A 23,901-nucleotide genomic window follows, 5' to 3' on the forward strand; every position below is an offset into this window, starting at 1 on the left:
ACGTGTGGAAACCCTTGCTCTTCCTGGTGTACTGAGTTGACCTGGGCATCTTCCCGGCCTACCGAACCCGAACCCTCGCGCGCGAACCCGGCGCCCACGTCGGGCACGCCGAGCGCGAACCTCACGCCCACCCCGAGCCCGAACCTCTCACCCACTGCGGACATGCCCCCTGCCCCACCCCGGATATGCCCCCGCGCCCACGCTCTCTTCGCGACGCTCGCTTCGCCGTCAGACGCCGGACGCGCTGAGGGCTTCCGTCCGTACGCCGACTCGCGTGCGCGTCGCCACCAACTGGCCGTCCTGCGGGTACGCGTGCCACGTACGCCAGTGGACCTGGCCCTCATGCCGTTGGGCGAGCATCGCCGTGAACGCGTGCGGGCTGCCGGGGAAGACACCGGCGAGTCCCTGGGGGTGACCGGAGACCAGGGCCAGCAACTCCTGGGCGCGGCCGGCGAAGGAGCCGGGCGACAGGATCTCGACGCGGGCCGCGAACTCGTACTCCCAGTCGCCGAACCTCTTCGCGACGCCGAGCGGCAGGGGCGTGCTGCTGCCGGCGATACAGGCGACGGTCTCCGAACAACTGCCCCGCTCCTCCTCCAGAAGGACCTGGTGGGACGCGCCGAGGAGTCTCAACTGGATTTTCGCACCGTCCAGTTCGAGATCGAGCGTGGCGAGGGCCGGCAGCGGTTCGCGGCCCAGCGCCCAGGCGAGATCGGCCGCGCGCGTGTCGGTGTACGAGGTTTTCAGGGTCGTGAGCATGGGTCGGCTCCGCTAGCACGCAAAGGTGAGGTGGGGTTCCTGCGCACCCGGTCAACACCGGGGGAACGGCCTGGCCGGCCCAGCCGGAAGGGCTTCCTGCGGACGCGTCCGATAGGACCATCCGATGGACTTCCGAGGCCTGTCGGCCCAGGGCTGCTTGGTGATGTACCAGGGCCGCTTTGGTGGTTTAGAGGGAATCATGAACTGTGCTGCCGCCACAGCGTTTTTACCCAACTTCGTGGGGTTTCCATCCCCCCGAGGGCTCCACAGCTCAACTGTTCAACGACGACGTGCGCCCGGCGCACGAACGTGCCCGCCGGCAGTGGTCGGCCGACGGGCACGTTTCGCTCGGAGCTCGGCTGCCCCGTGTCAGCTGCCTCCGCCGCATCCGCCCCCGCCGCACGAGGACCCGCCTCCGCAGGACGAGCCTCCGCACGACGAGTGCCCTCCGCAGGAGTGCCCGCCGCCGTGGTGGCCACCGGACGAGCCGCCGGACGAGCAGGACGACGCGGCACCGCCCGCACCACCGGCCCACCAACTGCTGTCGCCGCCGCTCCGGGAGGAGCGCCGCCCCCTCCGGCCCCCGGCCACGCCCGTGGACGAGCGCCCCTTGCCCTTCTTCCCCCCGCCGACGACCCCCATGATCACAACGAGCAGGACGACCGCCAGGATGATGCCGATGACCATGGCGTCACCCTCCTTCCGTTCCCCCGAAGCGGCCCCCCGTGGGCCGTGTTTCTCGGTTCCAGCCTTGCGTGCCAGGGGGATGCCCCCACGCTTCCCGGCCCAAAGCAGAGTTGAGGAACTCCAGAGCATTCAGAAGTGGGGCGGTTCCCGACCTGCGCAGAGGTGCGGGGAGCCGCGCGGCGTCAACGCCGGTTCGGTGAGCCGGTTCCGGGAGGCGGAACGGGAACCCAGTCGCTGCCGCGGTGCGCCAGCCACCACTGCCCGATGACGTGGAACTTCTCCTCGAAGTCGCGGTCCCGTTGGAGGAATCCGGTGACCGGTGCCCGGAGTCGGGTGCGGCGGCCGTCGGCCTCGTACAGCACGACGACCCGGCCGCCCGCGACGTGCTCGATACGGACACTCTGCACGGACGTCCACGGGACGGTGCGGCGGCGGAGGTCGTGCACTCGGGCGGCCGACGGGGTCAACGTGATCCCGAAGGGGGAAACCACGGACACCACCAACACGATCCACAGGACAGGGGTCCATACGTCGAACACCGGAAGGCCGACATCCGCGACCGCCCGCAGGACGGTGCCGGACCACAGGCACACGGTCATGAGGAGCAAGGGCAGCACACACTGCCGCATGCCGGGTCGGAAGCGGACCTCCTCCGGGGCCGGGGCCCCACTCACCTGCGGTTCCGTCATGTCCGTCCCGCCTCCCCCGGCCGTACGCGGCCAGTCTGTGCATGATCGCCCGCGCAGCATGCCAGACGGTCGCAGCGCGACGAACGTGGGCCGTCCGGGGGTGGCCGGTGTCGGGGGATGACGGCAGTCGGCGACAGCGCCGCCCTGCTCAGAGGTGACGCGGGGTGCACGTGCGCAGGTGCCGGTCGGCGGAGGTGAGTTGAGGAAGTCCGGAACTTGGGCGGAGGATGGCCGGCATGACCTCCAGTGCGCGCCCCTTTCTGAACCGTCGGCTCGCCGAGTTCGGGACGACGATCTTCGCCGAGATGTCCGCCCTCGCGATGAGCACCGGCTCGATCAACCTCGGACAGGGCTTCCCCGACACCGACGGTCCCGAGGAGATCCGGGAGGCGGCCGTCCGCGCGCTGCGGGACGGACGCGGCAACCAGTACCCGCCGGGTCCCGGCGTCCCCGAGCTGCGCACCGCGATCGCCTCGCACCAGAAACGCCACTACGGCCTGTCGTACGACCCCGACACCGAGGTTCTGGTCACGGCGGGCGCAACCGAGGCGATCGCCGCCGCGCTGCTCGCGCTCCTGGAACCCGGCGACGAGGTGATCGCCCTGGAGCCGTACTACGACTCGTACGCGGCCTCGATCGCCATGGCGGGCGGGACACGCGTACCCGTGACGCTGCGCCCCGACGAGACCGGCGACGACGGGGACGGCCACCGGCGCTTCCGGCTCGACCTCGACGAGCTGCGCGACGCCGTCACCGAGCGGACGCGGCTGCTGCTGATCAACACCCCGCACAACCCGACCGGCACCGTCCTCACGCGCGCGGAGCTGACGGAGATCGCGCGGATCGCCGTCGAACGGGATCTGCTCGTGGTGACGGACGAGGTCTACGAACACCTCGTCTTCGACGACGCCGAGCATGTGCCGCTGGCGACGCTGCCGGGGATGCGCGAGCGGACGGTCACCATCGGCAGCGCGGGCAAGACGTTCTCGTTCACCGGCTGGAAGGTGGGCTGGGTGACCGCGCCCCCGGCCCTGGTCGGCGCCGTACGGTCGGCGAAGCAGTTCCTGACGTACGTGGCGTCGGGGCCCTTCCAGTACGCCGTCGCCGAGGCGCTCGCGCTGCCGGACGCGTACTTCGAGGACTTCCGCGCGGACATGCTGCGCAAGCGGGACGTGCTGGCGGCGGGTCTCACCGAGGCGGGCTTCGCCGTCTTCCGGCCGCGGGGGACGTACTTCATCACCACCGACATCCGGCCGCTCGGCGAGACGGACGGCTTCGCGTTCTGCCGCGCCCTGCCCGAACGCGCAGGCGTCGTGGCCATCCCGAACGCCGTCTTCTACGACCACCGCGAGGCGGGCGCACCGTTCGTACGGTTCGCGTTCTGCAAGCGGGACGAGGTGCTCCGGGAAGCCGCCGGGCGACTGCGTCGTCTCGCGTCCTGAACCCCGCCGGTCGGCCCGGGGTCGGGGGGACCTGGGCCGACCGAACGCGGGCGGCTTCGGCGCGTCAGTGGAAAGCCCAGGCCAGGGCCACCGCGGTGGTGAGGGTGAGCAGGGCGGGGCCGAGGGGGAGGCCGCGGGCTCGGCGGTCGGTCGGTTCGGTGGGGCGCAGTTCGGGGTGGTGGCGGAGCGCGTTGATCTCCTGGGCCATGCGGGCAAGGGAAGGGTCGAGGCCGAGGCGTCGTTCCAGTTTCGGCATTCCGAGGCCGGGCTGTCGCCAGTCGGTGCCGTCCGGGAGCCTGGTCTCCACGCTCCCTTCCTTGGTGTACCGGACCGGTCGCAGGCGGTCCCACGGCACGTGCCGTACCTTCCACACCCCGGTCAGCCACACCCCCGAACTGTCGGCGGTGACACGCCAGTTGATCTGCTCCGCGGCGGTCCCGAGCCAGGTCAGCAGGCAGAGCAGGAAGAAGACCTCCCGCACGCCGATCCCGTCCGTCACCAGAGAGCGGGCGTCGACGGCCACACCCGCGATCATGGCCAGGGCCAGGGCCGCACCGCCGGCGCGCGCCAGGGTGCCGGGTCCCCAGCTCAGCGGGCGTCCTGTCGTGATCAGCGTCGCGGGGACCGGGGTGGCGGCGGCGCAGGCCTCGGCGGTCGCGGCGTCCGCGTCCGGGGCGCGCCCCGGCTTCCTTCCTGGGTAGGGCATCCGGACGGAGCCGCTCGTGCGGAGGACCGCCGGCTCGCCGTCCCGGAACGTGGTGATGAGCAGCAACTCGCCACCGTCGTACGGAGAGCCGAACAGGAGAGCCTCGCGCGGCCGCGTGGCGGACGAGAACAGTGCTTCCGGATCCGGGGCCGCAAACGGGTCGGGGTCCGGGGCCGCGAACGGGTCGGGGGCCGACTCCGAGTTCGGGGTCGCGTACAAGTTCGGGGTCGCGTACAAGTCCGGGGTCGCGTACGAGTCCGGGGTCGCGTGTGAGGAATCCCGGTGCCGGTACTGGTCCCGGTCGGCGGTGGCCGAGGGCCACGGGCCCCGCTCGTTCGTGCCGGGAGCGTCGGCGACGAATTGCGCGCCCAGAACAGGGTGGCGCGCGGTGGTGTCGTCGCCCGCGTGGATCCAGACCAGGCCGTCGTCGTCCATGCGTTCCACGACCCGCAGGACCGGAACCGGTCCCCGGCGCAGCGATGCGGCCCGGCGGCGGGCGAGCAGACCGGTGACGAGCAGGGAGAGCCCGGGGAGGCCGACGGCCAGTACCCCGAACTGCGGGCCCATCGCGTCGTACGGCTCGGAGGCCAGGCGCCGCCACGAGCCGTCCTCCAGCACGGTCACGGCGGAGCCGGTGCGATGGTCCTCCGGATAGAGCGAGTCGAGCGTCAGCCGCCGCCCGTCGTCGGTGCGGACCCGGACCGACTCGTCGTTCCGGCCGACCACCTTCGCCACGGTACGGACCGCGCGGGCCGCGTGCCGCTCGTCGTCCCGGACGCCCGAGAGCCCCTGAGCCACGAAGAAGGCGGCGACCGCGACCAGGACCAGCCCGGCCGCGATCGGGATCATGCCGCGGCGCAACGGCGCGAGGGGTTCGGGAAGCGGGCACCGGACTCCCGCGGCGCCCTCCACCAGGTCGCGCTGCCGGCGACGGGCGGCGAGCCGTTCGCGGGCGGCAACCCATCCGAACGCCAGGGCGACGAGGACGCAGAGGTTCGCGGCGAGGGAGTCCGGGCCCGCGCCCGGCAGTTCCAGCCGGGCCACGACGACCGCCAGCGCGGCGGCCGCGACCAGCGTCAGTTCCGGCAGCCGGGCGAGCCAGTACAGCAGACCCGCGGCCAGGCCCACCTCCACCATGCCCGGCCAGTCCGCACCGCAGGGCACGGCATCGGTGCACGGCGGTTCCGGCGCCACCGCGATCGCCCACACGACGGTGATCAGCAGTGCCAGGACGGACCAGAAGGGGCGCGCCCAGGGGGCGTGGCGGAGGTGCGACCACCGGGCCGCTTCCTCGGAGGACCAGAGAGGTGCGCCCGCGGAAGCGGAGCAGGGCGAGATCGGGGCCGGTATCGGGGCCGGGGTCTGTGACACGCGAGGATTATGCGGCACCGCCGCCGACGCGCCACGGCCTGGTGGCCGCGATCTCCGGGCCGGGTTCTGCCTGACAACAGCAGCTCCGGGAGTCCCCGGAAGGGTCCGGGAGGTGTCGGACGGGTCCGGGAGTCCCCAGAAGGGTTCGGAAGGCGTCGGACGGGTCCGGAAAGCGTCGGAAGTCTTCGGAAGAGTCCAGAAGGCGCCGGAAGGCGTCGGAAGTCCCCGGAAGAGTCCGGAGGGGTCGCGGTGGACATCGACAGGAATCCGGCACCCCGAACCCGGCACCCCGAACCCCGAACCCGGGAGACGTTCCCGGGGCGATGACTCCAGCGGGCTCGGGACCACTCCCGACGAGGCGTCCCGGAGCTGTCGGGGAGCGGCCAGGCCCGGCCGTCTAGCACCGCCCGCACCCCCCGCGCGGGCGGCGCGCCGGAGGCCCCGCAACGGAACCCGCACGGACGATCAAAGCTCGCGAATACCCCGTGCGGAACGCACAGTTCGGGGTGTGACCCACCCGACCACCCTCGCTCGCCCCGCTCCCCCGGAGCCCGGCGACCGTGCCGTCCGGCCCTCCCGCACTTCCCGCTCCTCCCGCGCCGCGCGCAGCCTGCCGTCCGCCGCGATCACGGCGCTCGGGGTGTTCGCGGCCGCGCGCCTGGCCGGACTCCTCGTGCTCGCCGGGACCGCCTGGGCCACCGGCAGACACCCGGTCGCCCTGCTCGCCCGGTCCTGGGACTCGGCCTGGTACCTGGGGATCGCCGCTCACGGCTACGGCAGGACGCTCTACTTCCATCCCACGGTGATCCACAGCGACCTCGCGTTCTTCCCGCTCTACCCGGCCCTCGTACGGGCCGTCACCACGCTGACACCGCTGACCGGGGGCTCGGCCGGTCTGCTGGTCTCCTGGACCGCGGCGGCCGCCGCGGCGTGCGGGGTGTACGCGATCGGTGCCCGGCTGCACGGCCGTGCGGTCGGTACGGCGCTGGTGCTGCTGTGGGGTCTGCTGCCGCACTCGGTGGTGCTGTCGATGGCGTACACCGAGCCCGTACTGACCGCGTTCGCCGCCTGGTCGCTGTACGCGGTGCTCGACGGGCGCTGGCTGTGGGCCGGCTCGCTGGCCGCGCTCGCGGGGCTGGCCAGGCCGAACGGCTTCGCGGTGGCCGCGGCGGTCCTCGTGGCGGCGGCGCACGAGATCTGGCGGAGCCGCGGAAAAGTTTCCCACAGGGTGTGGACGGGCGCCGCGCTCGCGCCGGTGGGCTGGACCGGCTACGTGCTGTGGGTGGGCCACCGCGAGGGCGACTGGCTGCGCGGCTACTTCCAGGTGCAGCGGCTGTGGGGCTCCCGCTTCGACCTCGGCGAGGGGTCGCTCCACTTCGTCAAGCACCTGCTGCTGCACGGCGACCGGTTCGTGTTCCCGATGACCATGGTGATCGTCGCCGCGGCCGTGCTCCTGTACCTGCTGCTGATCGCGGACCGCGCGCCCCTGCCGCTGCTCGTCCACAGCGGCGTCCTGCTGCTCATCGCGGTGGGCGGCTCGGGGTTCTTCGAGTCGAAGCCGCGCTTCCTGCTCCCGGCGTTCCCGCTGCTGCTGCCGCTGGCCCGCGCCCTGGTGCGAACGGCGAGAGCCCGGCCCTGGCACGCGACCCTCGTGGTCGGTGCCCTGGCCGGGCTCTCGTTCGCCTACGGCGCCTATCTGGTCGTGATCGCGCACACCCCGCTCTAGGACGTCGTGTCCCAGGGGTCGGTGCGCGCGGCGGACCCGGAGCGCCGCCGGGAGGACGGGCCACGCCGGGAGACGGGCCTACTCTTCCTCGTCGTCCCCGGGCTTGTCCGTCTCGTTGATCTCCTGCTCCAGGCCGAGCTGCTCGACGAGCCACTTGTCGAACTCGATGGCGGCGCGGACCCAGCTCACCGTGGAGGACACGAAGTGCTCCAGGCTGACGCCGGTGCCGATCAGCATCTGCGCCTCGCCGATCAGGCGGACGGTGCCGTCGTCGTGGGTGTGGCTGTAGACCTTGGGCCACAGCGTGCGACGGTTCCAGTCGTCGATCGACTCGAGGAGCGCGGGCTTCTCCTCGAGCTGGTGCGGCCGGTCGTAGAACGTCCGCACCGAGAAGACCTGCTGGTCACCCTCGCCGCGGAACATGAAGTACGTACGGAACTCCTCCCACGGCGCCGCGAGGTCACCCTCGTCGTCGACGACGTACTTCAGCTCCATCTGCTCCAGGAGCTGCTTCACGAGGTCCTGATCCGGGACCACGGGGCCGGCGGGGCCGCCGGACTGCGGCTCGGGCTGGCCCCCGAAATTCGGAATCGAGGACGGGTCGATGCTCACCGTGTATTTCCCTTCGTACGGATGCTGCCATCCTCTCTCATGCGGGCAGGGGAGTGGCAACCTCTGGCGGAGCCTGTCCTCCGGTGGCTGACAAGATCCGGTCACGTCCGGGCATCGGCGCGGCAAAGGGAGAAGGCCCGCGTCGGATACGCCACGGACCCCTCCCTGCCGGATTCAGGTGCCGGCTACAGCGTCTTGCCGGTGGCCGGCCCCACGATCAGGCCGTCGCCGAAGGCGTCCACCCGGACGGTGTCGCCGTCCTTGACCTCGCCCGCCAGGATCTCCTTCGCCAGCCGGTCCCCGATGGCCGTCTGGACGAGGCGCCGCAGCGGGCGCGCTCCGTACGCCGGGTCGTTGCCCTCCTCGGCGAGCCAGGCCAGTGCCGCGTCGGTGACCTCCAGGGTGAGCCGGCGCTCGGCGAGCCGTCGCGCCAGGGAGTCGATCTGGAGGCGTGCGATGCGCTCCAGCTCCTGCGGGCCGAGGGCGGAGAACACCACGAGGTCGTCCAGCCGGTTCAGGAACTCCGGCTTGAAGGACGCCCGGACGACCTCCAGGACCTGCCGCCTGCGCTCCTCCTCGGAGGCCGACGGATCGGCGAGTGCCTGCCCGCTCAGGAACTGGCTGCCCAGGTTCGAGGTGAGGATCAGGATGGTGTTGCGGAAGTCGACCGTCCGCCCCTGACCGTCCGTCAGCCGCCCGTCGTCCAGCACCTGGAGCAGGATGTCGAAGACCTCCGGGTGCGCCTTCTCCACCTCGTCGAGCAGGATCACGCTGTACGGGCGGCGGCGCACCGCCTCGGTGAGCTGACCGCCCTCCTCGTAGCCGATGTACCCGGGAGGCGCGCCGACCAGCCGGGCCACGCTGTGCTTCTCGCCGTACTCCGACATGTCGATGCGGATCATCGCCCGCTCGTCGTCGAAGAGGAAGTCGGCGAGCGCCTTGGCGAGTTCGGTCTTGCCGACGCCCGTCGGGCCGAGGAAGAGGAAGGAGCCGGTGGGCCGGTCCGGGTCGGCGATCCCGGCGCGGGTGCGCCGCACGGCGTCGGACACCGCTCCCACGGCCTCGGTCTGGCCGATCAGACGGCGGCCCAACTCCGCCTCCATGCGCAGCAATTTCTGCGTCTCGCCCTCCAGGAGGCGGCCGGCGGGGATGCCGGTCCAGGCGCCGACGACGTCCGCGATGTCGTCCGGTCCGACCTCCTCCTTCACCATGGTGTCCTTGGCGACCTCCTCCTCGGCCTGCGAGGCCTCCTCCAAGTCCCTTTCCAGGGTGGGGATCTCGCCGTAGAGCAGCTTGGAGGCGGTGTCGAAGTCACCGTCGCGCTGCGCGCGTTCGGCCTGGCCGCGCAGCTCGTCGAGCTTCTCCTTCAGTTCACCGACGCGGTTGAGGGACTGCTTCTCCTTCTCCCAGCGGGCGTTGAGACCGCGCAGCTCCTCCTCCTTGTCGGCGAGGTCGCGGCGCAGTCTGTCCAGGCGCTCCCTGCCGGCGGGGTCCGTCTCCTTGCCGATCGCCAGCTCCTCCATCTTCAGCCGGTCGACGACACGCTGGAGCTCGTCGATCTCGACCGGGGAGGAGTCGATCTCCATGCGCAGCCGTGAGGCCGCCTCGTCGACGAGGTCGATGGCCTTGTCGGGGAGGAAGCGGGAGGTGATGTAGCGGTCGGACAGGCTCGCGGCGGCCACCAGGGCCGAGTCGGCGATCTGGACCTTGTGGTGCGCCTCGTAGCGGCCCTTGAGTCCGCGCAGGATGGCGATGGTGTCCTCGACGGTCGGCTCGGCGACCAGCACCTGCTGGAAGCGCCGCTCCAGCGCCGGGTCCTTCTCGATCCGCTCGCGGTACTCGTCCAGCGTGGTCGCGCCGACCATGCGCAGCTCGCCGCGGGCGAGCATGGGCTTGAGCATGTTGCCCGCGTCCATGGCGGAGTCGCCGCCCGCTCCGGCGCCCACGACGGTGTGCAGCTCGTCGATGAAGGTGATGATCTGCCCGTCGGAGTCCTTGATCTCCGCGAGCACGGTCTTCAGGCGCTCCTCGAACTCGCCCCGGTACTTCGCGCCGGCCACCATCGCGCCCAGGTCGAGCGAGACGAGCCGCTTGTTCTTCAGGGACTCGGGGACGTCGCCCTTCACGATCCGCTGGGCGAGCCCCTCGACGACGGCGGTCTTGCCGACGCCGGGCTCGCCGATGAGGACGGGGTTGTTCTTCGTACGGCGGGACAGGACCTGCACCACCCGGCGGATCTCGTGGTCCCGGCCGATGACGGGGTCGAGCCTGCCCTCGCGGGCCGCGGCGGTGAAGTCCGTGCCGAACTTTTCGAGCGCCTTGTACTGGCCCTCGGGATCCGCGGTCGTCACCCGGCGCCCTCCCCGTGTCTTCTGGAACGCGTCCAGCAGCTTCTTCGCACTGGCGCCCTGCCGGGAGAGTACGTCGCCGACGGTCCCGCCCTTCGCGGCGATGCCGATGAGCAGGTGCTCGGTGGAGATGAAATCGTCGCCCAGCTCCTTGGCCCGCTCGGCGGCGTCGGCGATGACCGCCAGGGTCTCGCGGTTCGGCTGCGGGGGCGCGACGGTGGAGCCGGTCACGCTGGGCAGGCCGGCGAGCACGCGTTCGGTGCCGGAGCGGACCGAGGCCTGATCGGCGTCCACGGCCGCCAGCAGATCGATGAGGTTCTCGTTGTCCTGCCCCTCGAGCAGAGCGAGCAGCAGGTGGGCGGGGGTGAGGTCCGGGTGCCCCTCCCGCACCGCGCGGTTGCTGGCCGCGTTGATCGCGTCCCGGCTCCTGTTGGTCAGCTCGGCGTCCACGTTCGCGTTCTCCTCCTCCTGGTGCCCGACAGATCCCTGACCCGTCCAGCGTACACAAAGTTGAGTCTATTCCACTCAAGGCTGCAAGGACGGGAAATCGGACGCCCACCAGGCGTAGATTCAGGCCTCATGGCTTCCCATCCGGTGCACCCCCGGCAGCCCGACGCCGCCTACCTGAGCTTCTGGCGCGAGCGCCATCTGTGCACGCTGACCACCCCGCGGCCCGACGGAAGCCCGCACGTGGTGCCCGTCGGCGTTACATACGACCCCGAGGCCGGTCTCGCTCGGGTCATCACGAACAAGTCGAGCAGGAAGGTGGCCCACGTCCTGGCGGCCGGGCCGGACGGGGCGCGGGTGGCGGTCTGCCAGGTGGACGGCGCACGCTGGGCGACGCTGGAGGGACGGGCGCGGGTCACCGCGGACCCGGAGCGCGTCGCGGAGGCGGTACGGCGCTACGCGGAGCGCTACGAGCGCATGCCGGCGCCGAACCCGTCCCGGGTGGCGATCGAGATCGAACTCACGGCGGCGATGGGCCGCGGATGAGACCTCCGAGGGACATCCCGCGGTCGACGGCGCCCCGGGAACGGACGGGCCCGGCCCGGACAGGCCTGGCACGGACGGCCCTGGCACGGACGGGCTCAGACCCGGAGATTTCACCGGAAACTGCAGCGGCGTCACCGTGTTCAGGTCACGGTGACGCCGCTGCGGGGGGAAGTACCTGCGCGATCTACTACGACGGGGGAATCGCGTCAGGCACTGCGGGGGGTGGCTGCGATGGTCTCGACGTCCGGGACGTCCGGTCCGGTGAGCTGGTGGTCACGCTGATCGAGGTTCACGAAGATCATTCCATACCGGATGGCGCACCGGACGGGCTGCGGCGCCCCCCGAGGCCGCCGCAGACACCGGTAGGCCCGTACGTCCTCGTCGTCGTCGCGGGTGACGACGACGGGCTCTCCGAAGACGGTCACCATCAGCGAGTCACCGCTGTAGGGGATGGCGGTGACCAGGTCGATGAAGTGCCAGCCGGAGCGGTAGGCCGTGGCCATTTCTCGGCGGAAGGAGCGGTCGTCGGGAGGAATGCTCATGCTTCTGCGCTCGCGGAGATGACCGTCCAGCCACTGTCGCCCGGGAGCGCCGCGGCCTCGATGTCGGTCCAGCCGCTGTCGCCCGGCACGGCCTCGGCGGCGGTCCAGCCGCTGTCCGCCATGGCCGCCTTCACGCTGGTCCAACCGCTGTCCGGGCCGGCCCAGGTCCGGGCACCCCCGGCATCAAGACCCGAGGCTCCCAGGGAGCCGGACGCCACAGCGACAGAGAAGACTGCGGCAAGCACTGAACCAAGCAATCTCGCTCGCATAGTCGGCTTCGTCCTCACTTGATGGAATCTTCTCCCCCGTCGTCACAAGACGATGGCTCATTCAGGCACGTCAATGCCACAGCAGCGATGCATCATGTTCCTGCACGTTCAGGACCCTGGGGGGTGGAGATTTGCCCACAAACTACTCACAACCGACACATCCCCACGCTGTCACCACGTTGTGTGACGAAGGAACACGCCTTTACGCCAGTGCGTTGCACTCCGGCCGCATCACGCGGGTCGAAGTGGAAACAGCCCCTTGCCTCTTGGAGTTCGCGCTGCTTCATCCCGACCCCGACGACGAGAAGTGGCTGCGCCCCGTCCCGCCGTCGGTCGCGCTCGCCCAGCGCCTGCAGCCCCTGGAACGGGAGATCCAGGAACGCCGCCGGCTCGCGATCGAACTGACCGACTCCTTCGACCCGTTCATCGCGATCAGCACACAGAGCACCGCGAGTATCCACGCCATCACCGTCCTCGAGGGATTCGACCGCATCAACGCGGCACTCAATTCGGCCACCGCCGAGTGCCAGACGGAGATGCTGACGATCCAGCCGGGCGGCGGCCGGCCCGCGGACGCCCTGATGCAGGCACTGGAGCGCGACCGGCCGCTCACCGACCGCGGGGTGCGCATCCGCACGCTGTACCAGCACACCGCGCGGCACAGCCAGGGGACGCTCGCGTACGTCGAGCGCATATCCGGGGGCCGGATCCAGGTCCGTACCCTCGAGGAACTCATCGAGCGGCTGATCGTCATCGACCGGACCGTCGCCTTCATCCCGGCCAGCGACGACCGGCGGGTCGCCCTCGAACTCCGCCACCCCGGACTCGTGCTGTACCTGAGCAAGGTCTTCGAGCAGCTCTGGCAGCGGGCGGTCCCGCTGACCGAGGACGTCCCGAACGACGTCGGCCCCAACGGCATCACCGGCGTCCAGCGCTCGATCGCCAAACTGCTCATCGAGGGGCACGTGGACGAGGCCATCGCCCGCCGCCTCGGCATGAACGTCCGCACCTGCCGCGCCCACATCGCCAAACTGGCCTCCGCCCTCGGCAGCGGGAGCCGGGCCCAACTCGGCTTCCTGATCGCGCAGTCGGGGCTTCTGGACCAGCCCGAGGGAGGGGAGTGACGCCGGCCGACGGCAGAGCGTACGACGGGCCCGGCCGGGCTCCGGGAGTCGTTCCCGGGCCGCCGCGCTCAACGGCCGGTCGGGGAACCGCGGTCGGGGACGGCGGGGGCCTTCGAGGCGGCCTCGGCGACGACGACCGGTTCGGGTCCGGGGGAACGCTGCGGCCCGTCGAGACCCGCCTGGGCGATCCGTACGCCCAACTGCGTCCGGCTCGCCGCGCCCAGCGTCTCCGACAGCCTGGCGATGTGCGCCCGACAGGTCCGCACGCTGATGCCCAGGCGCTCCGCGACGACCGCGTCCTGGTGGCCCTCGGCCAGCAGGGCCGCGATGGACCGCTCCCGGTGGGTGATGCCCTCGATGCCCGTCGACGGCATGGGTGAGGTCAGCGGGATCGCGAGGCGCCACAGCCGCTCGAAGACCGTGACCAGGTAGTCCACCAGCGCCGGGTGACGCAGCTCCAGCGCGATCGTGCGGTCCGAGTTGGCGGGGATGAACGCGACCGTGCGGTCGAAGAGGATGAGCCGCTCCACGACCTCGTCGAGGGTACGGGCCTCGGCGGCGTCGCCCATCAACTCCATGTAGTTCAGGAGTCCTTGGCCGTGCCGGGCCACGTGCGTGTACAGATCGCGCATCCGCACCCCGCGCCGGCGCATCTCCAGCGCCCGGTGCAGTCCCTCGACGAGTTCGTCCTCGCGCCGGATACCGCCCGGCTGCACCGTCAGGACCTCACGGGTGCACTCCTCGGTGGCCTTGTCCATGGCGGCGTGGATCCGGGGCAGCCCGTCGAGGACCCTGATCGCGACGCCTTCGGCCGGTGCCCGTACCCGGCCGCCGAGGCCCGCGTACCACTCGAAGGCCGACACCGCGTCGCCCACCCGCGCCTGGCTCGCGCTGACTTCCTCGTAGACGCCGCGCAGGAGCCGGTTCATGACCTCCTGGGGCGAGGTCGGCACCAGCCAGCCCATGTCGTCCGGATCGGGGTGCAGCAGCGCCAGTTCCAGCAGGCAGGGCACCGGCTCGGCGTCCTCGCGGGGCACCCGGCCCCGCCGCACGGCCCGGGAGTACACCCGGTCGCCCGCATCGCACAGCCGGTCAGCGCCGTGCGGATGCCTGTCCGTCCCGTGCCCGGCCATCTCCCACCCCTGGCTCCAGCTCCAACCCCTGGCGTGAGCCCCGCGTCAGGGCGTCCTCCGCAGCGCAACTATGCGCGGACGCGTCCTGCACCGCAACAAGGCTGCGCGGCCGAGGAGCGCCCGTTCGCCCCGGCTCATCCCCATAAATCCCGACCTCCTCCGCGCCCCTTGCAACAACCTGAAGACCCCCCGCCCCATCCCCCGAACACCCCTCGGAGCCCCCTCCCCGGCTCCCCGCCCCGAAGGCCCAACTCGGTTCACCGAACAGGGACTTGAAACGATCACCCCCACCCCACCCACCCCGCCCGCCCCGCCGGAACGACCCCGCCCCCGGAACCGCGACCCGAGCCGCCCCACCCGCGACGCCGGAAAGTTCACACCCCCCGCAGCGAGCGCGACCGGCCCCCCTATCGACCGACCCCCTTCGCGAACGCCCGGTGGCGGTCGCCGAGATCGGCGGCGGCGCCCGCGCCGTGCGGGGCGGTCAACAGGTCCTCGGCCGCCACGAGCCGGCGATCACGCCCGGAAGGGGCGTGCGGGCGCTGAGAGGTGGCGTGGAGGGGGCGGGTGCGCCGGAGTGAGGAGCTGGGGCGCGCGGGCGGGAGACGGGCGTACAGCGCTTCCGCGGGGGCCGCCGTGCGGGGCGGCCGAGGGGCCCCCGGGGTCCGGGCAGCGGAACGGCCCCGGGCGGGGGTGGGCGCTGGGGGCGCGCAGCCGCGGGCGGGGCCGGAACCGTGCTGGTCCTCGCCCGGCCGTCTCGGTGCCGAGACGGCCGGGCGGGGCGTCCTACTTGATGCCGAGCGAGCCGCAGAGCGACTTGTAGGGCACCGTGCAGATCTTGGCGACGGGGTAGATGCCGTCCTGGACGACCGTGTCCTGGATGTTGTCCTTGGTGAGCGCCACGACGGGCACGAGCTGGGACGGGATGTCCTTGTCCGTGGGGCTGCTGACCTTGTCGCGGGTGAGCGCGTCGAACTCGATCGAGCGGCCCTGGACCCGGGCGACGGCCATCTCGGCGGCCGCGTTGGCCTCCTGCGGGTACGACTTGTACACGCTCATGTACTGGTCGCCCTTGATGATCCGCTGCACGGCGATGAGCTCGGAGTCCTGGCCGGTGACCGGCGGCACCTTGCTGACGCCCGCGGCCTTGAACGCGTCGATGACCGCGCCCGCGATGCCGTCGTTGGCGGCGTAGACACCGGCGATGTTGCTCAGCCCGACGGACTGGATGGACTTCTCCATGTTGGCCTTGGCGTTGACCGGGTTCCAGTCCTTGGTGTCGTACTGGGCGGCGATGATCACCTTGTCCTCGAGCTCGGACTTGGCACCCGACTTGAACTGCGCGGCGTTCGGGTCGGTCAGCGAGCCGTTCATCATGATGATCTTCTTCGAGGCCGAGTTGGCGCCCAGCGCGGCGACGAGGGCCTTGCCCTGGGTCTCGCCGACCAGCTCGTTGTCGAAGGAGATGTACGCGTCGATCGGGCCCTGCGCCAGGCGGTCGTAGGCGATGACCGGGATCCCGGCCTCCTTGGCCTTGCGCACACCCTTGGCGATCGTCACCGAGTCGACCGCGTCCACGAGGATGACGTCGACCTTGTCGTCGATCATCTGCTGCATCTGACGGAGCTGCTTCGCGGCGTCCTGCTCCGCGTTCAGGTAGAGGACGTCACCCTTCTTCTCGGTGAGCTTCTGCACCTGCTCCCGGATGATCGGGTAGTCGAACTTCTCGTAACGGGTGTTCGCCTTCTCCGGAAGGAGCAGGCCGACCGTGATGTCGTCGCCCTTCGTGGCGCTGGCCGAGCTACTGCCGCCGCCGAAGCCGGCCACGCCGCATCCGGCAAGGGTGAGGGCGGTGGCGGACGAGGCCACCGCTATGACGGTACGGCGGAGGCCGGTGTTACGAGTCTTCACATCAGGTGCCTTCCGGGCGAGGTTGCAGCATTGCGACCCAGGTGGCTGAAAGCCAACGCGGCGATCACCTCAGCGTCAAGGAGTAACCACTTAACGAGATGGCAACGGCGTTTCGTGTTCCACAAGTGAACGCGACGGGAAAAGACTACGCCCATCCATCGACCGATCCCCTCAGCTTCACCTTCTGTCATTCACAGGTACAACCAACTTCCGTTCACAGGAGTCGTGATCGTCGACGGTTTTTAACCGCCGTTGACGATCGGCAGACCCGAAGGAACACATGTACAGAGCCCCTGGCACGAAGGGCGCCGTCTCCTCGGCCCTCGTGCTCGCCACCGCGGGCGGGCTGCTCACCGCAGCCGGGACGACCGCCTCCGCAGTGACCAACTGCACATCGCCCGTCTATAAGCGGCAGTTCTACGCGAACACCACTTTCTCGGGCACGCCGAAGAAGACGGACTGCGACTCCGCGATCGACCAGAACTGGGGTTCCGGCGCGCCCGCGTCCGGACTTCCCGCCGACAACTTCGGCGTCCGCTGGACGGTGACCCGCGACTTCGGCTCGGGCGGCCCGTTCAGCCTGCCCGTCACCACCCAGGACGGAATACGCGTTTATCTGGACGGTGTGCGCAAAGTCGACCTCTGGAAGAACGTGTCGGCCACACGGTCCAAAACGGTCAACCTGAGCATTCCGTCTGGAAAGCACACACTGCGCGTCGATTTCGTCAACTGGACAGGCAAGGCGAACATCACTTTCGCCTACAAACCCGTCACTTCCGCCAGTACCGACAAAATCAAGCCACTCGTCCCCACGGGTTCCGCGGCGTCCTACGACACCGCGACCGGCCGGGCCAAGGTCTCCTGGTCCAGGAACCAGGAGATGGACCTCGCCGGCTACCGCGTCTACCGCCGCCTCGGGGGCGGCAGCGCGTGGACGCTGCGGACCACGACGACCGCCACCTCGTACACCGACACCTCCCTCCCGGCGACCGGCGCCACCTACTACTACGAGGTGCGCGCCCACGACAAGGCGGGCAACGAGTCCACGGGCACCACGGACCGCCCGGTGACCACCACCGACCGGACGGCGCCGGCGCGCGTCACCGGCCTGGCGGGCCAGGGCACCACCGCGGGCAACGCCCTGACCTGGCAGGCCTCCTCCGCGGACGTCGACCACTACGAGGTGTGGGCCGCGCCGCCCGGGCGGAACGACCCCGACGGGCCCGAGCCCGTGTTCGGGACCTCGTACACGGACCCGGTCGCCGAGGCGGGGACCGGCTACCGGTACACCGTCCAGGCCGTCGACGGCGCCGGGAACATCTCCCCCGTCTCCGACGGCGTGACGCTCGTGCGCCCGGAGGACTCCACGGCCCCCGTGCCGACGTCGGTCCTGGGCACACCCGCCGACGCGTCCACCCGCGTCTCCTGGACCCCGGCACAGGACCCCGACGCGACGGTCACCGGATTCCACGTCTACCGCCGTACGTCCGCGCAGGGCGCCTGGATCCTGGTGGGCGGCGCCGGGGCGACCGCCGTCTCCTACGACGACACCGCCGCCCCGAAGGGCACCGCGTACTACTACGTCGCCTCGGTCGACGGCGGAGGAGCCGAGTCGAGTCCCTCGGCACGGACCACCGTCGACCGTCTGACGCCGGCCACCGCCACCGGACCCGCCGCGCCTCGGCTGACGGTGGTCTCCGAAGGCGGAACCCGCTTCCCGATCAGCGTCGGGGTCCGGCCCGGGACCGGTGACGAGGCAAGGCTGCTGAAGGGGTACTCGTGGGACGTCTCCGGCGCCTGCGGCTCCAGCGGCACCCTGTTCTCCGCGTCGGACACCCTCTCCTGGACCCCGCAGTACACGGGCCCCTGCACGGTCTCCGTCCGCGCCGTGGACGCCTACGGCCGGACGGGCGAGCACGCCGCCTCCGTCGAGGTCATGGTCAACCGCTGAACGCCCGACGGCACGCGAAGGGGGCCCGCCGGTTCTGGTGAACCGCCGGGCCCCTTCGGGTGAGCGTGGGAACTACTCGGACGTCCGCTTGGGGCGCCACACCACCAGGGCGCTCGTCTGCTGGACCTCCTGGTACGGGACCAGGTCACGCCGGTAGGAGGCGTGCACGGCGGCCTCACGCTGCTGCATGGCGACCGCCGCTCCGTCCAGGGCCGACTCCAGCTCCGCCACACGGGACTGGAGCGCGGCCACCTGGTTCTCCAGCTCGATGATGCGCTTGATGCCGGCGAGGTTGATGCCCTCGTCCTGCGACAACTGCTGCACGGTGCGCAGCAGTTCGATGTCACGGGCCGAGTAACGCCGGCCCCGGCCGGCGGTGCGGTCGGGAGAGACCAGACCGAGCCGGTCGTACTGACGCAGGGTCTGCGGGTGCAGCCCGGAGAGCTGGGCGGCCACCGAGATGACGTAGACCGGGGTTTCCTCGGTCAGTTCATAGGGGTTGCGTCGACGACCGGTCGTGTCCATAGCTCCGTCATGCTCCCTTCGCGGCCTGGAACAGCTCCGCCCGCGGATCCTCACCCGCGGTCGCCTCGCGATACGCCTCCAGCGCGTCACGAGCCTTGCCGGACAGGTCCTGGGGGACCGTCACCTCGACGGTGACCAGGAGGTCGCCGCGCGTGCCGTCCTTGCGGACCGCGCCCCTGCCCCGGGCGCGCATGGTCCGTCCGTTGGGCGTGCCCGGCGGCAGCTTCAGCGTCACCGGCGGGCCGCCCAGCGTCGGCACCTTCACCTCGCCGCCCAGCGCCGCCTCCGCGAAGGTGACGGGCACGGTGACGGTGAGGTTGTCGTCCTTGCGGCCGAAGACCGGGTGGGCGTCCACATGGACGGTGACGTACAGGTCGCCGCCCGGACCTCCCCGCTCGCCCGGCGCGCCCTTGCCCCGCAGCCGGATCCGCTGGTTGTCGCTGACGCCCGCGGGGATCCGGACCTGCATCGTGCGGGACGACTTGGCCCGCCCGCTGCCCGCGCACTCCATGCAGGGGTGCTCGGCGATGAGGCCGCGCCCCTTGCAGTCGGGGCAGGGGTCCGTGAGCGAGAAACCGCCCCCGGAGCCCCGCGCCACCTGCCCGGTGCCGACACAGGTCGGGCACACGCGCGGTGTGCCGTTCTTGTCGCCGGTGCCCGAACAGGCCTTGCAGGCCGCCTGCGAGGTCATGCGCAGCGGAACGGTCGCGCCGTCCACCGCCTCCGTGAAGGAGAGAGTGACCTCGGTGTCGATGTCCTGGCCGCGCCTGGGCTGCGTACGCGTGCCCGTGGGGGCACCGCCGCGGTTGAACAGGCCCCCGAAGACGTCACCTATGCCGCCGCCGAAGCCGCCGGCCCCTCCCGCTCCCTGGCCCTGGGCGCCGCCTCCGAAGAGGTCACCCAGGTCGAAGTTGAAGTTGCCGCCGCCCGCGCCGGGACCCGGACGGAAGCCGCCGTTGCCGAAGAGGGCGCGTGCCTCGTCGTAGTCCTTGCGCTTCTTGGGGTCGCCGAGCACGTCGTTCGCCTCGGAGATCTCCTTGAAGCGCTCCTCGGCCTTGGCGTTGCCCTTGTTGGCGTCCGGGTGGAACTCGCGGGCGAGCTTCCGGTACGCCTTCTTGATCTCGGCCTCGGTGGCGTCCTTGGGGACGCCGAGGACCTTGTAGAAGTCCTTCTCGATGAAGTCCTTGGTGCTCATCCCCGACGTCCCTCCTTCCTCGTCCGTTCAAGCTCAGCCCTCGTCCGGGCCACCGCTCTCCTTGTCGTCCGCCGCCTCGGCCGAGTCCTCGGCCTTGACCGCCTGCGCCCCGGGCTGCGGCTCGGCGACGGCCACCCGCGCGGGGCGGATGGTGCGTTCGCCGAAGCGATACCCCGGCTGCAGAATCGCCACGCACGTCGTCTCCGTGACGTCCGGCGCGTACGAGTGCATCAGGGCCTCGTGGATCGTCGGGTCGAAGGGCTCGCCCTCCTTGCCGAACTGCTGGAGCCCCATCTTCGCCGCGACGGTCTCCAGCGATTCGGCGACGGACTTGAATCCGCCGACGAGCTCGCCGTGGTCCCGCGCGCGGCCGATGTCGTCGAGCACGGGCAGGAGCTCGGTCAGGAGGCTCGCCACGGCGACCTCCCTGACCGCGATCCGGTCGCGCTCGACACGGCGGCGGTAGTTCTGGAACTCGGCCTGGAGCCGCTGGAGGTCCGCGGTGCGCTCGGTCACTGCCATGCGCGCCTGGTCCAGCTGGGCGGTCAGACCGGTCAACTGTGCTGCTGCGTCCCCGTCCGGGGCCGCCGCCCCCTCCGCAGAGGGGGTGGCGGACTGCGGCTCGGCGTCGTCAGAGGTGGCGCCGGAAGGGACGTCGGGCTGCTCTTCGAAGCCCGGGGTCTCCTCCGTCACGCGGCACCGTCCCGGCGGTCCTCGTCGACGATCTCGGCGTCGACGACGTCGTCGTCGGCCTTCGGGGCCTCGGCGCCGTGGGCGTCGCCGCCCGCGGCCTGGCCGGCCTGGGCGTCGGCGTACATGGCCTGGCCGAGCTTCTGCGAGACCGCGGCGACCTTCTCGGTGGCGGTGCGGATCTCGGCGCTGTCCTCGCCCTTGAGCGCGGCCTTCAGCTCCTCGACGGAGGCCTCGACCTCGGTCTTGATCTCGCCGGGGACCTTGTCCTCGTTGTCCTTGAGGAACTTCTCGGTCTGGTAGACGAGCTGCTCGCCCTGGTTGCGGGTCTCGGCGGCCTCGCGGCGGGCGTGGTCCTCCTCCGCGTACTTCTCGGCCTCCTGGCGCATGCGGTCGACCTCGTCCTTCGGCAGCGAGGAGCCGCCGGTGACGGTCATCTTCTGCTCCTTGCCCGTGCCGAGGTCCTTCGCGGTCACGTGCATGATGCCGTTGGCGTCGATGTCGAAGGCGACCTCGATCTGCGGGACACCGCGCGGGGCCGGCGGCAGACCGGTCAGCTCGAACATTCCGAGCTTCTTGTTGTACGCCGCGATCTCGCGCTCGCCCTGGTAGACCTGGATCTGCACGGACGGCTGGTTGTCCTCGGCCGTCGTGAAGATCTCGGAACGCTTGGTCGGGATCGTGGTGTTGCGCTCGATGAGCTTGGTCATGATCCCTCCCTTGGTCTCGATACCGAGGGACAGCGGGGTCACGTCGAGGAGCAGGACGTCCTTGACCTCGCCCTTGAGGACACCGGCCTGGAGGGCCGCGCCGATGGCGACGACCTCGTCCGGGTTCACACCCTTGTTGGCCTCGTTGCCGCCGGTCAGCTCCTTGACGAGCTCGGCGACGGCGGGCATACGGGTGGAGCCGCCGACGAGAACGACGTGGTCGATCTCGGAGAGCTGGATGCCGGCGTCCTTGATGACGTTGTGGAACGGCGTCTTGCAGCGCTCCAGCAGGTCGGCCGTCAGCTGCTGGAACTGGGCGCGCGTGAGCTTCTCGTCCAGGTGCAGCGGGCCCTCGGCGGAAGCCGTGATGTAGGGCAGGTTGATCGAGGTCTCGGTGGACGAGGACAGCTCGATCTTGGCCTTCTCGGCGGCCTCGCGCAGACGCTGGAGCGCCATCTTGTCCTTGGCGAGGTCCACGCCGTGGCCGGAGCGGAACTGCTGCACCAGGTAGTCGACGACGCGCTGGTCCCAGTCGTCACCACCGAGGTGGTTGTCACCGTTGGTGGCCTTCACCTCGACGACGCCGTCGCCGATCTCCAGGAGGGACACGTCGAAGGTGCCGCCACCGAGGTCGAAGACGAGGATCGTCTGGTCGTCCTTGTCGAGGCCGTACGCCAGGGCGGCCGCGGTGGGCTCGTTGACGATACGAAGGACGTTGAGACCGGCGATCTCGCCGGCTTCCTTCGTCGCCTGGCGCTCGGAGTCGTTGAAGTACGCCGGGACGGTGATGACCGCGTCGGCCACCTTCTCGCCCAGGTACGCCTCGGCGTCGCGCTTCAGCTTCTGCAGGATGAAGGCGCTCATCTGCTGCGGGTTGAAGCTCTTGCCGTCGAGCTCGATCTTCCAGTCGGTGCCCATGTGACGCTTCACCGAACGGATGGTCCGGTCAACGTTGGTGACCGCCTGGCGCTTGGCGACCTCGCCGACGAGCACCTCGCCGTTCTTCGCGAAGGCGACGACGGACGGCGTGGTCCTGGCGCCTTCGGCGTTGGTGATGACGGTGGGCTCGCCGCCTTCGAGAACGCTGACGACGGAGTTAGTCGTGCCCAGGTCGATGCCGACCGCACGTGCCATTTCGATTCCTCCAGCAATGACTTGAGTGGAACGGGCTCAAGTGTGCACGACGTCCGCCTTCCGGTCAACAGACCTGAGTCGCAGGGGCTCAACTCTTATCCGCTCCTTACACGCATGGAGCCTTTGACCTGCGGCTTTCTCGCTGTGTCAGTGAACCTTTACCGCGCCGGGAGCCTCCGGACGGGGACGCCCAGGACGCCCGAGCGCCCTCGGGACGGGTCCCCCGGGGGCGGGGATCGCATGCGGATGAGCCCGGCGGGGGCGCACCCCGGGACGTACGGCCCCCACGACGGCGACCGCCGCCACGGCACCGGCCACCCACCAGGCGGCTCCCGCCCCCAGCCATCCGAGGTCGATGCACAGCCCCACGAGCGCAGCCGCGAACGCCGCGAGTCCGGTCACGACCAGGACCCCCTGGGGGGTGAGCCCCGCCCGCCGCAGCCGGTGCACCAGATGGTCCGGTGCCGGACGCAGCAGCGGCCGCCCCGCGCGCCGCCGCGACACCAGGACCAGGACGGCGTCCGCGGTGGCCACGGCCGTCAGCGCGAAGGCCGCCGCGAGGCCGGGCCCGGCGGGCCGCTCGGCGTGCACCCGCACGACCGCGGAGGCCAGCAGGAAGCCGGCGAACAGCGCCCCGCACCGCCCCGGCGCGATCCGGGCCGGCGGCCATCCGTGCATGAGGAAGCCCGTGAGGGCGGCGGCCAGCACGCTGAGCAGCGCCGCGAGCCCGTCCATGAGCTCGGCGGCCGCGCAGCCGCTGAGGGCGAACGCGGTGATGACACCGACCGTTCCCACCACCCCGTCGGCGTGGTCCAGCGCGCGGAAGGCGTGCGTGACGAGGACGGTCCAGGCCACCGCCAGCACTCCGGCGGGCAGCCCGAGTTCGTCGTAGGGGACGGTCAGCGCGGCGGCGACGGCGACCCCCGCCCCGCACACCACCGGGGGCACGGGCAGCAGATCGGCGGCCAGGCCGAGCAGGGCGACCGCGATCGCGGCGATCAGCAGCCGGCCGGTCTCCGGCCCGAGCGGGGCGGCGCCGGTCCAGTCTCCGGCCCAGCCGACGAGCGCCGTCGCGCCGGCCACGGCGAGCCCGCCGAGGAGCGGGACCGGCCGCGCCCTTCCGGGAGCCCGCGGCCTCGCCCGGCGCGCGGGAAGCCCCCTCCCGTCGGCCGGGCCGAGGCGCAGGGAGAACGACCGCAGCAGCGCGACGAGCGTGGCGGTCAGGAGCAGAGCGGCGGTGGCGGCCGTGATTCCGTACAGCACATCGCCAATTTAGGGGTAATTGTCACAGTATTGGGTGAATAACACGATCGGGTTTACGTGTCCTGTCGACCCCGGGCGAACCGCACCGTGTGCCCGTGCCCCGGGCGCCCACTCAGGCTTC

General features: G+C 71.1%; 20 protein-coding genes. 5 read left to right on the plus strand and 15 right to left on the minus strand.

Annotated elements, in window-relative coordinates; genetic code table 11:
* Positions 1-228 precede the first annotated feature (228 nt).
* From ACIQ7M_RS37890 to ACIQ7M_RS37900, 3 genes are all read right to left on the minus strand, one after another.
* Entirely contained in the window at positions 229-759 is a 531-nt protein-coding gene (locus ACIQ7M_RS37890; RefSeq protein WP_403652898.1) for a DUF2617 family protein, read from the minus strand.
* A gap of 369 nt (positions 760-1,128) precedes the next feature.
* A complete protein-coding gene (locus tag ACIQ7M_RS37895; protein ID WP_355768353.1) occupies positions 1,129-1,446 on the minus strand; it encodes a hypothetical protein in 318 nt (105 codons plus the stop codon).
* 182 nt (positions 1,447-1,628) lie between these two features.
* A complete protein-coding gene (locus ACIQ7M_RS37900; RefSeq protein WP_403652903.1) occupies positions 1,629-2,135 on the minus strand; it encodes a hypothetical protein in 507 nt (168 codons plus the stop codon).
* A 227-nt stretch (positions 2,136-2,362) separates the two neighbouring features.
* Between ACIQ7M_RS37900 and ACIQ7M_RS37905 the strand changes: the two genes are divergently transcribed.
* Positions 2,363-3,577, plus strand: coding sequence for a pyridoxal phosphate-dependent aminotransferase (locus ACIQ7M_RS37905; RefSeq protein ID WP_403652906.1), 1,215 nt, complete (start codon positions 2,363-2,365; stop codon positions 3,575-3,577).
* A 64-nt stretch (positions 3,578-3,641) separates the two neighbouring features.
* Here the strand turns inward: ACIQ7M_RS37905 and ACIQ7M_RS37910 are convergent, their stop codons facing one another.
* Positions 3,642-5,654 carry a hypothetical protein gene (locus ACIQ7M_RS37910; RefSeq protein ID WP_403652909.1) on the minus strand — a complete coding sequence of 671 codons (2,013 nt, stop codon included), beginning with the start codon at positions 5,652-5,654 and terminating at the stop codon, positions 3,642-3,644.
* A 508-nt stretch (positions 5,655-6,162) separates the two neighbouring features.
* Between ACIQ7M_RS37910 and ACIQ7M_RS37915 the strand changes: the two genes are divergently transcribed.
* Positions 6,163-7,380 carry a hypothetical protein gene (locus ACIQ7M_RS37915; RefSeq protein WP_403652912.1) on the plus strand — a complete coding sequence of 406 codons (1,218 nt, stop codon included), beginning with the start codon at positions 6,163-6,165 and terminating at the stop codon, positions 7,378-7,380.
* 78 nt (positions 7,381-7,458) lie between these two features.
* Here ACIQ7M_RS37915 and ACIQ7M_RS37920 read toward each other — a convergent pair whose 3' ends face one another.
* On the minus strand, positions 7,459-7,992 hold the full coding sequence (locus ACIQ7M_RS37920) for a YbjN domain-containing protein (RefSeq protein WP_355768340.1): 534 nt from the start codon (positions 7,990-7,992) through the stop codon (positions 7,459-7,461).
* Between the two features lie 185 nt (positions 7,993-8,177).
* The gene (gene clpB, locus ACIQ7M_RS37925; protein WP_403652915.1) at positions 8,178-10,790 is read right to left on the minus strand and encodes an ATP-dependent chaperone ClpB; all 2,613 of its coding nucleotides are present in this window, start codon (positions 10,788-10,790) and stop codon (positions 8,178-8,180) included.
* Between the two features lie 129 nt (positions 10,791-10,919).
* Between clpB and ACIQ7M_RS37930 the strand changes: the two genes are divergently transcribed.
* Positions 10,920-11,333 carry a pyridoxamine 5'-phosphate oxidase family protein gene (locus tag ACIQ7M_RS37930; protein WP_403652918.1) on the plus strand — a complete coding sequence of 138 codons (414 nt, stop codon included), beginning with the start codon at positions 10,920-10,922 and terminating at the stop codon, positions 11,331-11,333.
* A 206-nt stretch (positions 11,334-11,539) separates the two neighbouring features.
* Here ACIQ7M_RS37930 and ACIQ7M_RS37935 read toward each other — a convergent pair whose 3' ends face one another.
* Both ACIQ7M_RS37935 and ACIQ7M_RS37940 read right to left on the minus strand, forming a co-directional pair.
* Complete coding sequence (locus tag ACIQ7M_RS37935) at positions 11,540-11,875, minus strand: hypothetical protein (RefSeq protein WP_037614653.1); 336 nt, start codon at positions 11,873-11,875, stop codon at positions 11,540-11,542.
* Positions 11,872-12,093: a hypothetical protein gene (locus ACIQ7M_RS37940; RefSeq protein WP_355762816.1), complete on the minus strand. Its 222-nt coding sequence runs from the start codon at positions 12,091-12,093 to the stop codon at positions 11,872-11,874. Before ACIQ7M_RS37940 ends, ACIQ7M_RS37935 begins: the two co-directional genes overlap by 4 nt.
* Positions 12,094-12,275: 182 nt before the next feature.
* On the opposite strand from ACIQ7M_RS37940, the gene ACIQ7M_RS37945 reads away from it, so the two are divergent.
* Complete coding sequence (locus ACIQ7M_RS37945; RefSeq protein WP_355762813.1) at positions 12,276-13,268, plus strand: helix-turn-helix transcriptional regulator; 993 nt, start codon at positions 12,276-12,278, stop codon at positions 13,266-13,268.
* A 68-nt stretch (positions 13,269-13,336) separates the two neighbouring features.
* Here ACIQ7M_RS37945 and ACIQ7M_RS37950 read toward each other — a convergent pair whose 3' ends face one another.
* A complete protein-coding gene (locus tag ACIQ7M_RS37950; RefSeq protein ID WP_355762810.1) occupies positions 13,337-14,401 on the minus strand; it encodes a helix-turn-helix transcriptional regulator in 1,065 nt (354 codons plus the stop codon).
* Positions 14,402-15,187: 786 nt separating this feature from the next.
* Complete coding sequence (locus ACIQ7M_RS37955; protein ID WP_355762808.1) at positions 15,188-16,312, minus strand: substrate-binding domain-containing protein; 1,125 nt, start codon at positions 16,310-16,312, stop codon at positions 15,188-15,190.
* 280 nt (positions 16,313-16,592) lie between these two features.
* Between ACIQ7M_RS37955 and ACIQ7M_RS37960 the strand changes: the two genes are divergently transcribed.
* Positions 16,593-18,263, plus strand: a complete 1,671-nt coding sequence (locus ACIQ7M_RS37960) for a fibronectin type III domain-containing protein (RefSeq protein WP_403652924.1) — start codon at positions 16,593-16,595, stop codon at positions 18,261-18,263.
* A 72-nt stretch (positions 18,264-18,335) separates the two neighbouring features.
* Here the strand turns inward: ACIQ7M_RS37960 and ACIQ7M_RS37965 are convergent, their stop codons facing one another.
* The 5 genes from ACIQ7M_RS37965 to ACIQ7M_RS37985 all read right to left on the minus strand — a co-directional run bounded on the left by ACIQ7M_RS37965 (position 18,336) and on the right by ACIQ7M_RS37985 (position 23,780).
* Positions 18,336-18,788, minus strand: coding sequence for a heat shock protein transcriptional repressor HspR (locus tag ACIQ7M_RS37965; protein ID WP_355762803.1), 453 nt, complete (start codon positions 18,786-18,788; stop codon positions 18,336-18,338).
* A gap of 7 nt (positions 18,789-18,795) precedes the next feature.
* A complete protein-coding gene (gene dnaJ, locus ACIQ7M_RS37970) occupies positions 18,796-19,983 on the minus strand; it encodes a molecular chaperone DnaJ (RefSeq protein ID WP_355762800.1) in 1,188 nt (395 codons plus the stop codon).
* Between the two features lie 33 nt (positions 19,984-20,016).
* On the minus strand, positions 20,017-20,676 hold the full coding sequence (grpE, locus tag ACIQ7M_RS37975) for a nucleotide exchange factor GrpE (protein WP_355762797.1): 660 nt from the start codon (positions 20,674-20,676) through the stop codon (positions 20,017-20,019).
* A complete protein-coding gene (gene dnaK, locus ACIQ7M_RS37980; protein WP_355762794.1) occupies positions 20,673-22,517 on the minus strand; it encodes a molecular chaperone DnaK in 1,845 nt (614 codons plus the stop codon). Before dnaK ends, grpE begins: the two co-directional genes overlap by 4 nt.
* 147 nt (positions 22,518-22,664) lie before the next feature.
* Positions 22,665-23,780 (minus strand): undecaprenyl/decaprenyl-phosphate alpha-N-acetylglucosaminyl 1-phosphate transferase, encoded by a 1,116-nt coding sequence (locus ACIQ7M_RS37985; RefSeq protein WP_403652930.1) that lies wholly within the window; start codon positions 23,778-23,780, stop codon positions 22,665-22,667.
* Positions 23,781-23,901: the final 121 nt, after the last annotated feature.

The organism is Streptomyces sp. NPDC096324, from assembly GCF_044763015.1.
In the GTDB taxonomy this organism is placed as follows: Bacteria; Actinomycetota; Actinomycetes; order Streptomycetales; family Streptomycetaceae; genus Streptomyces.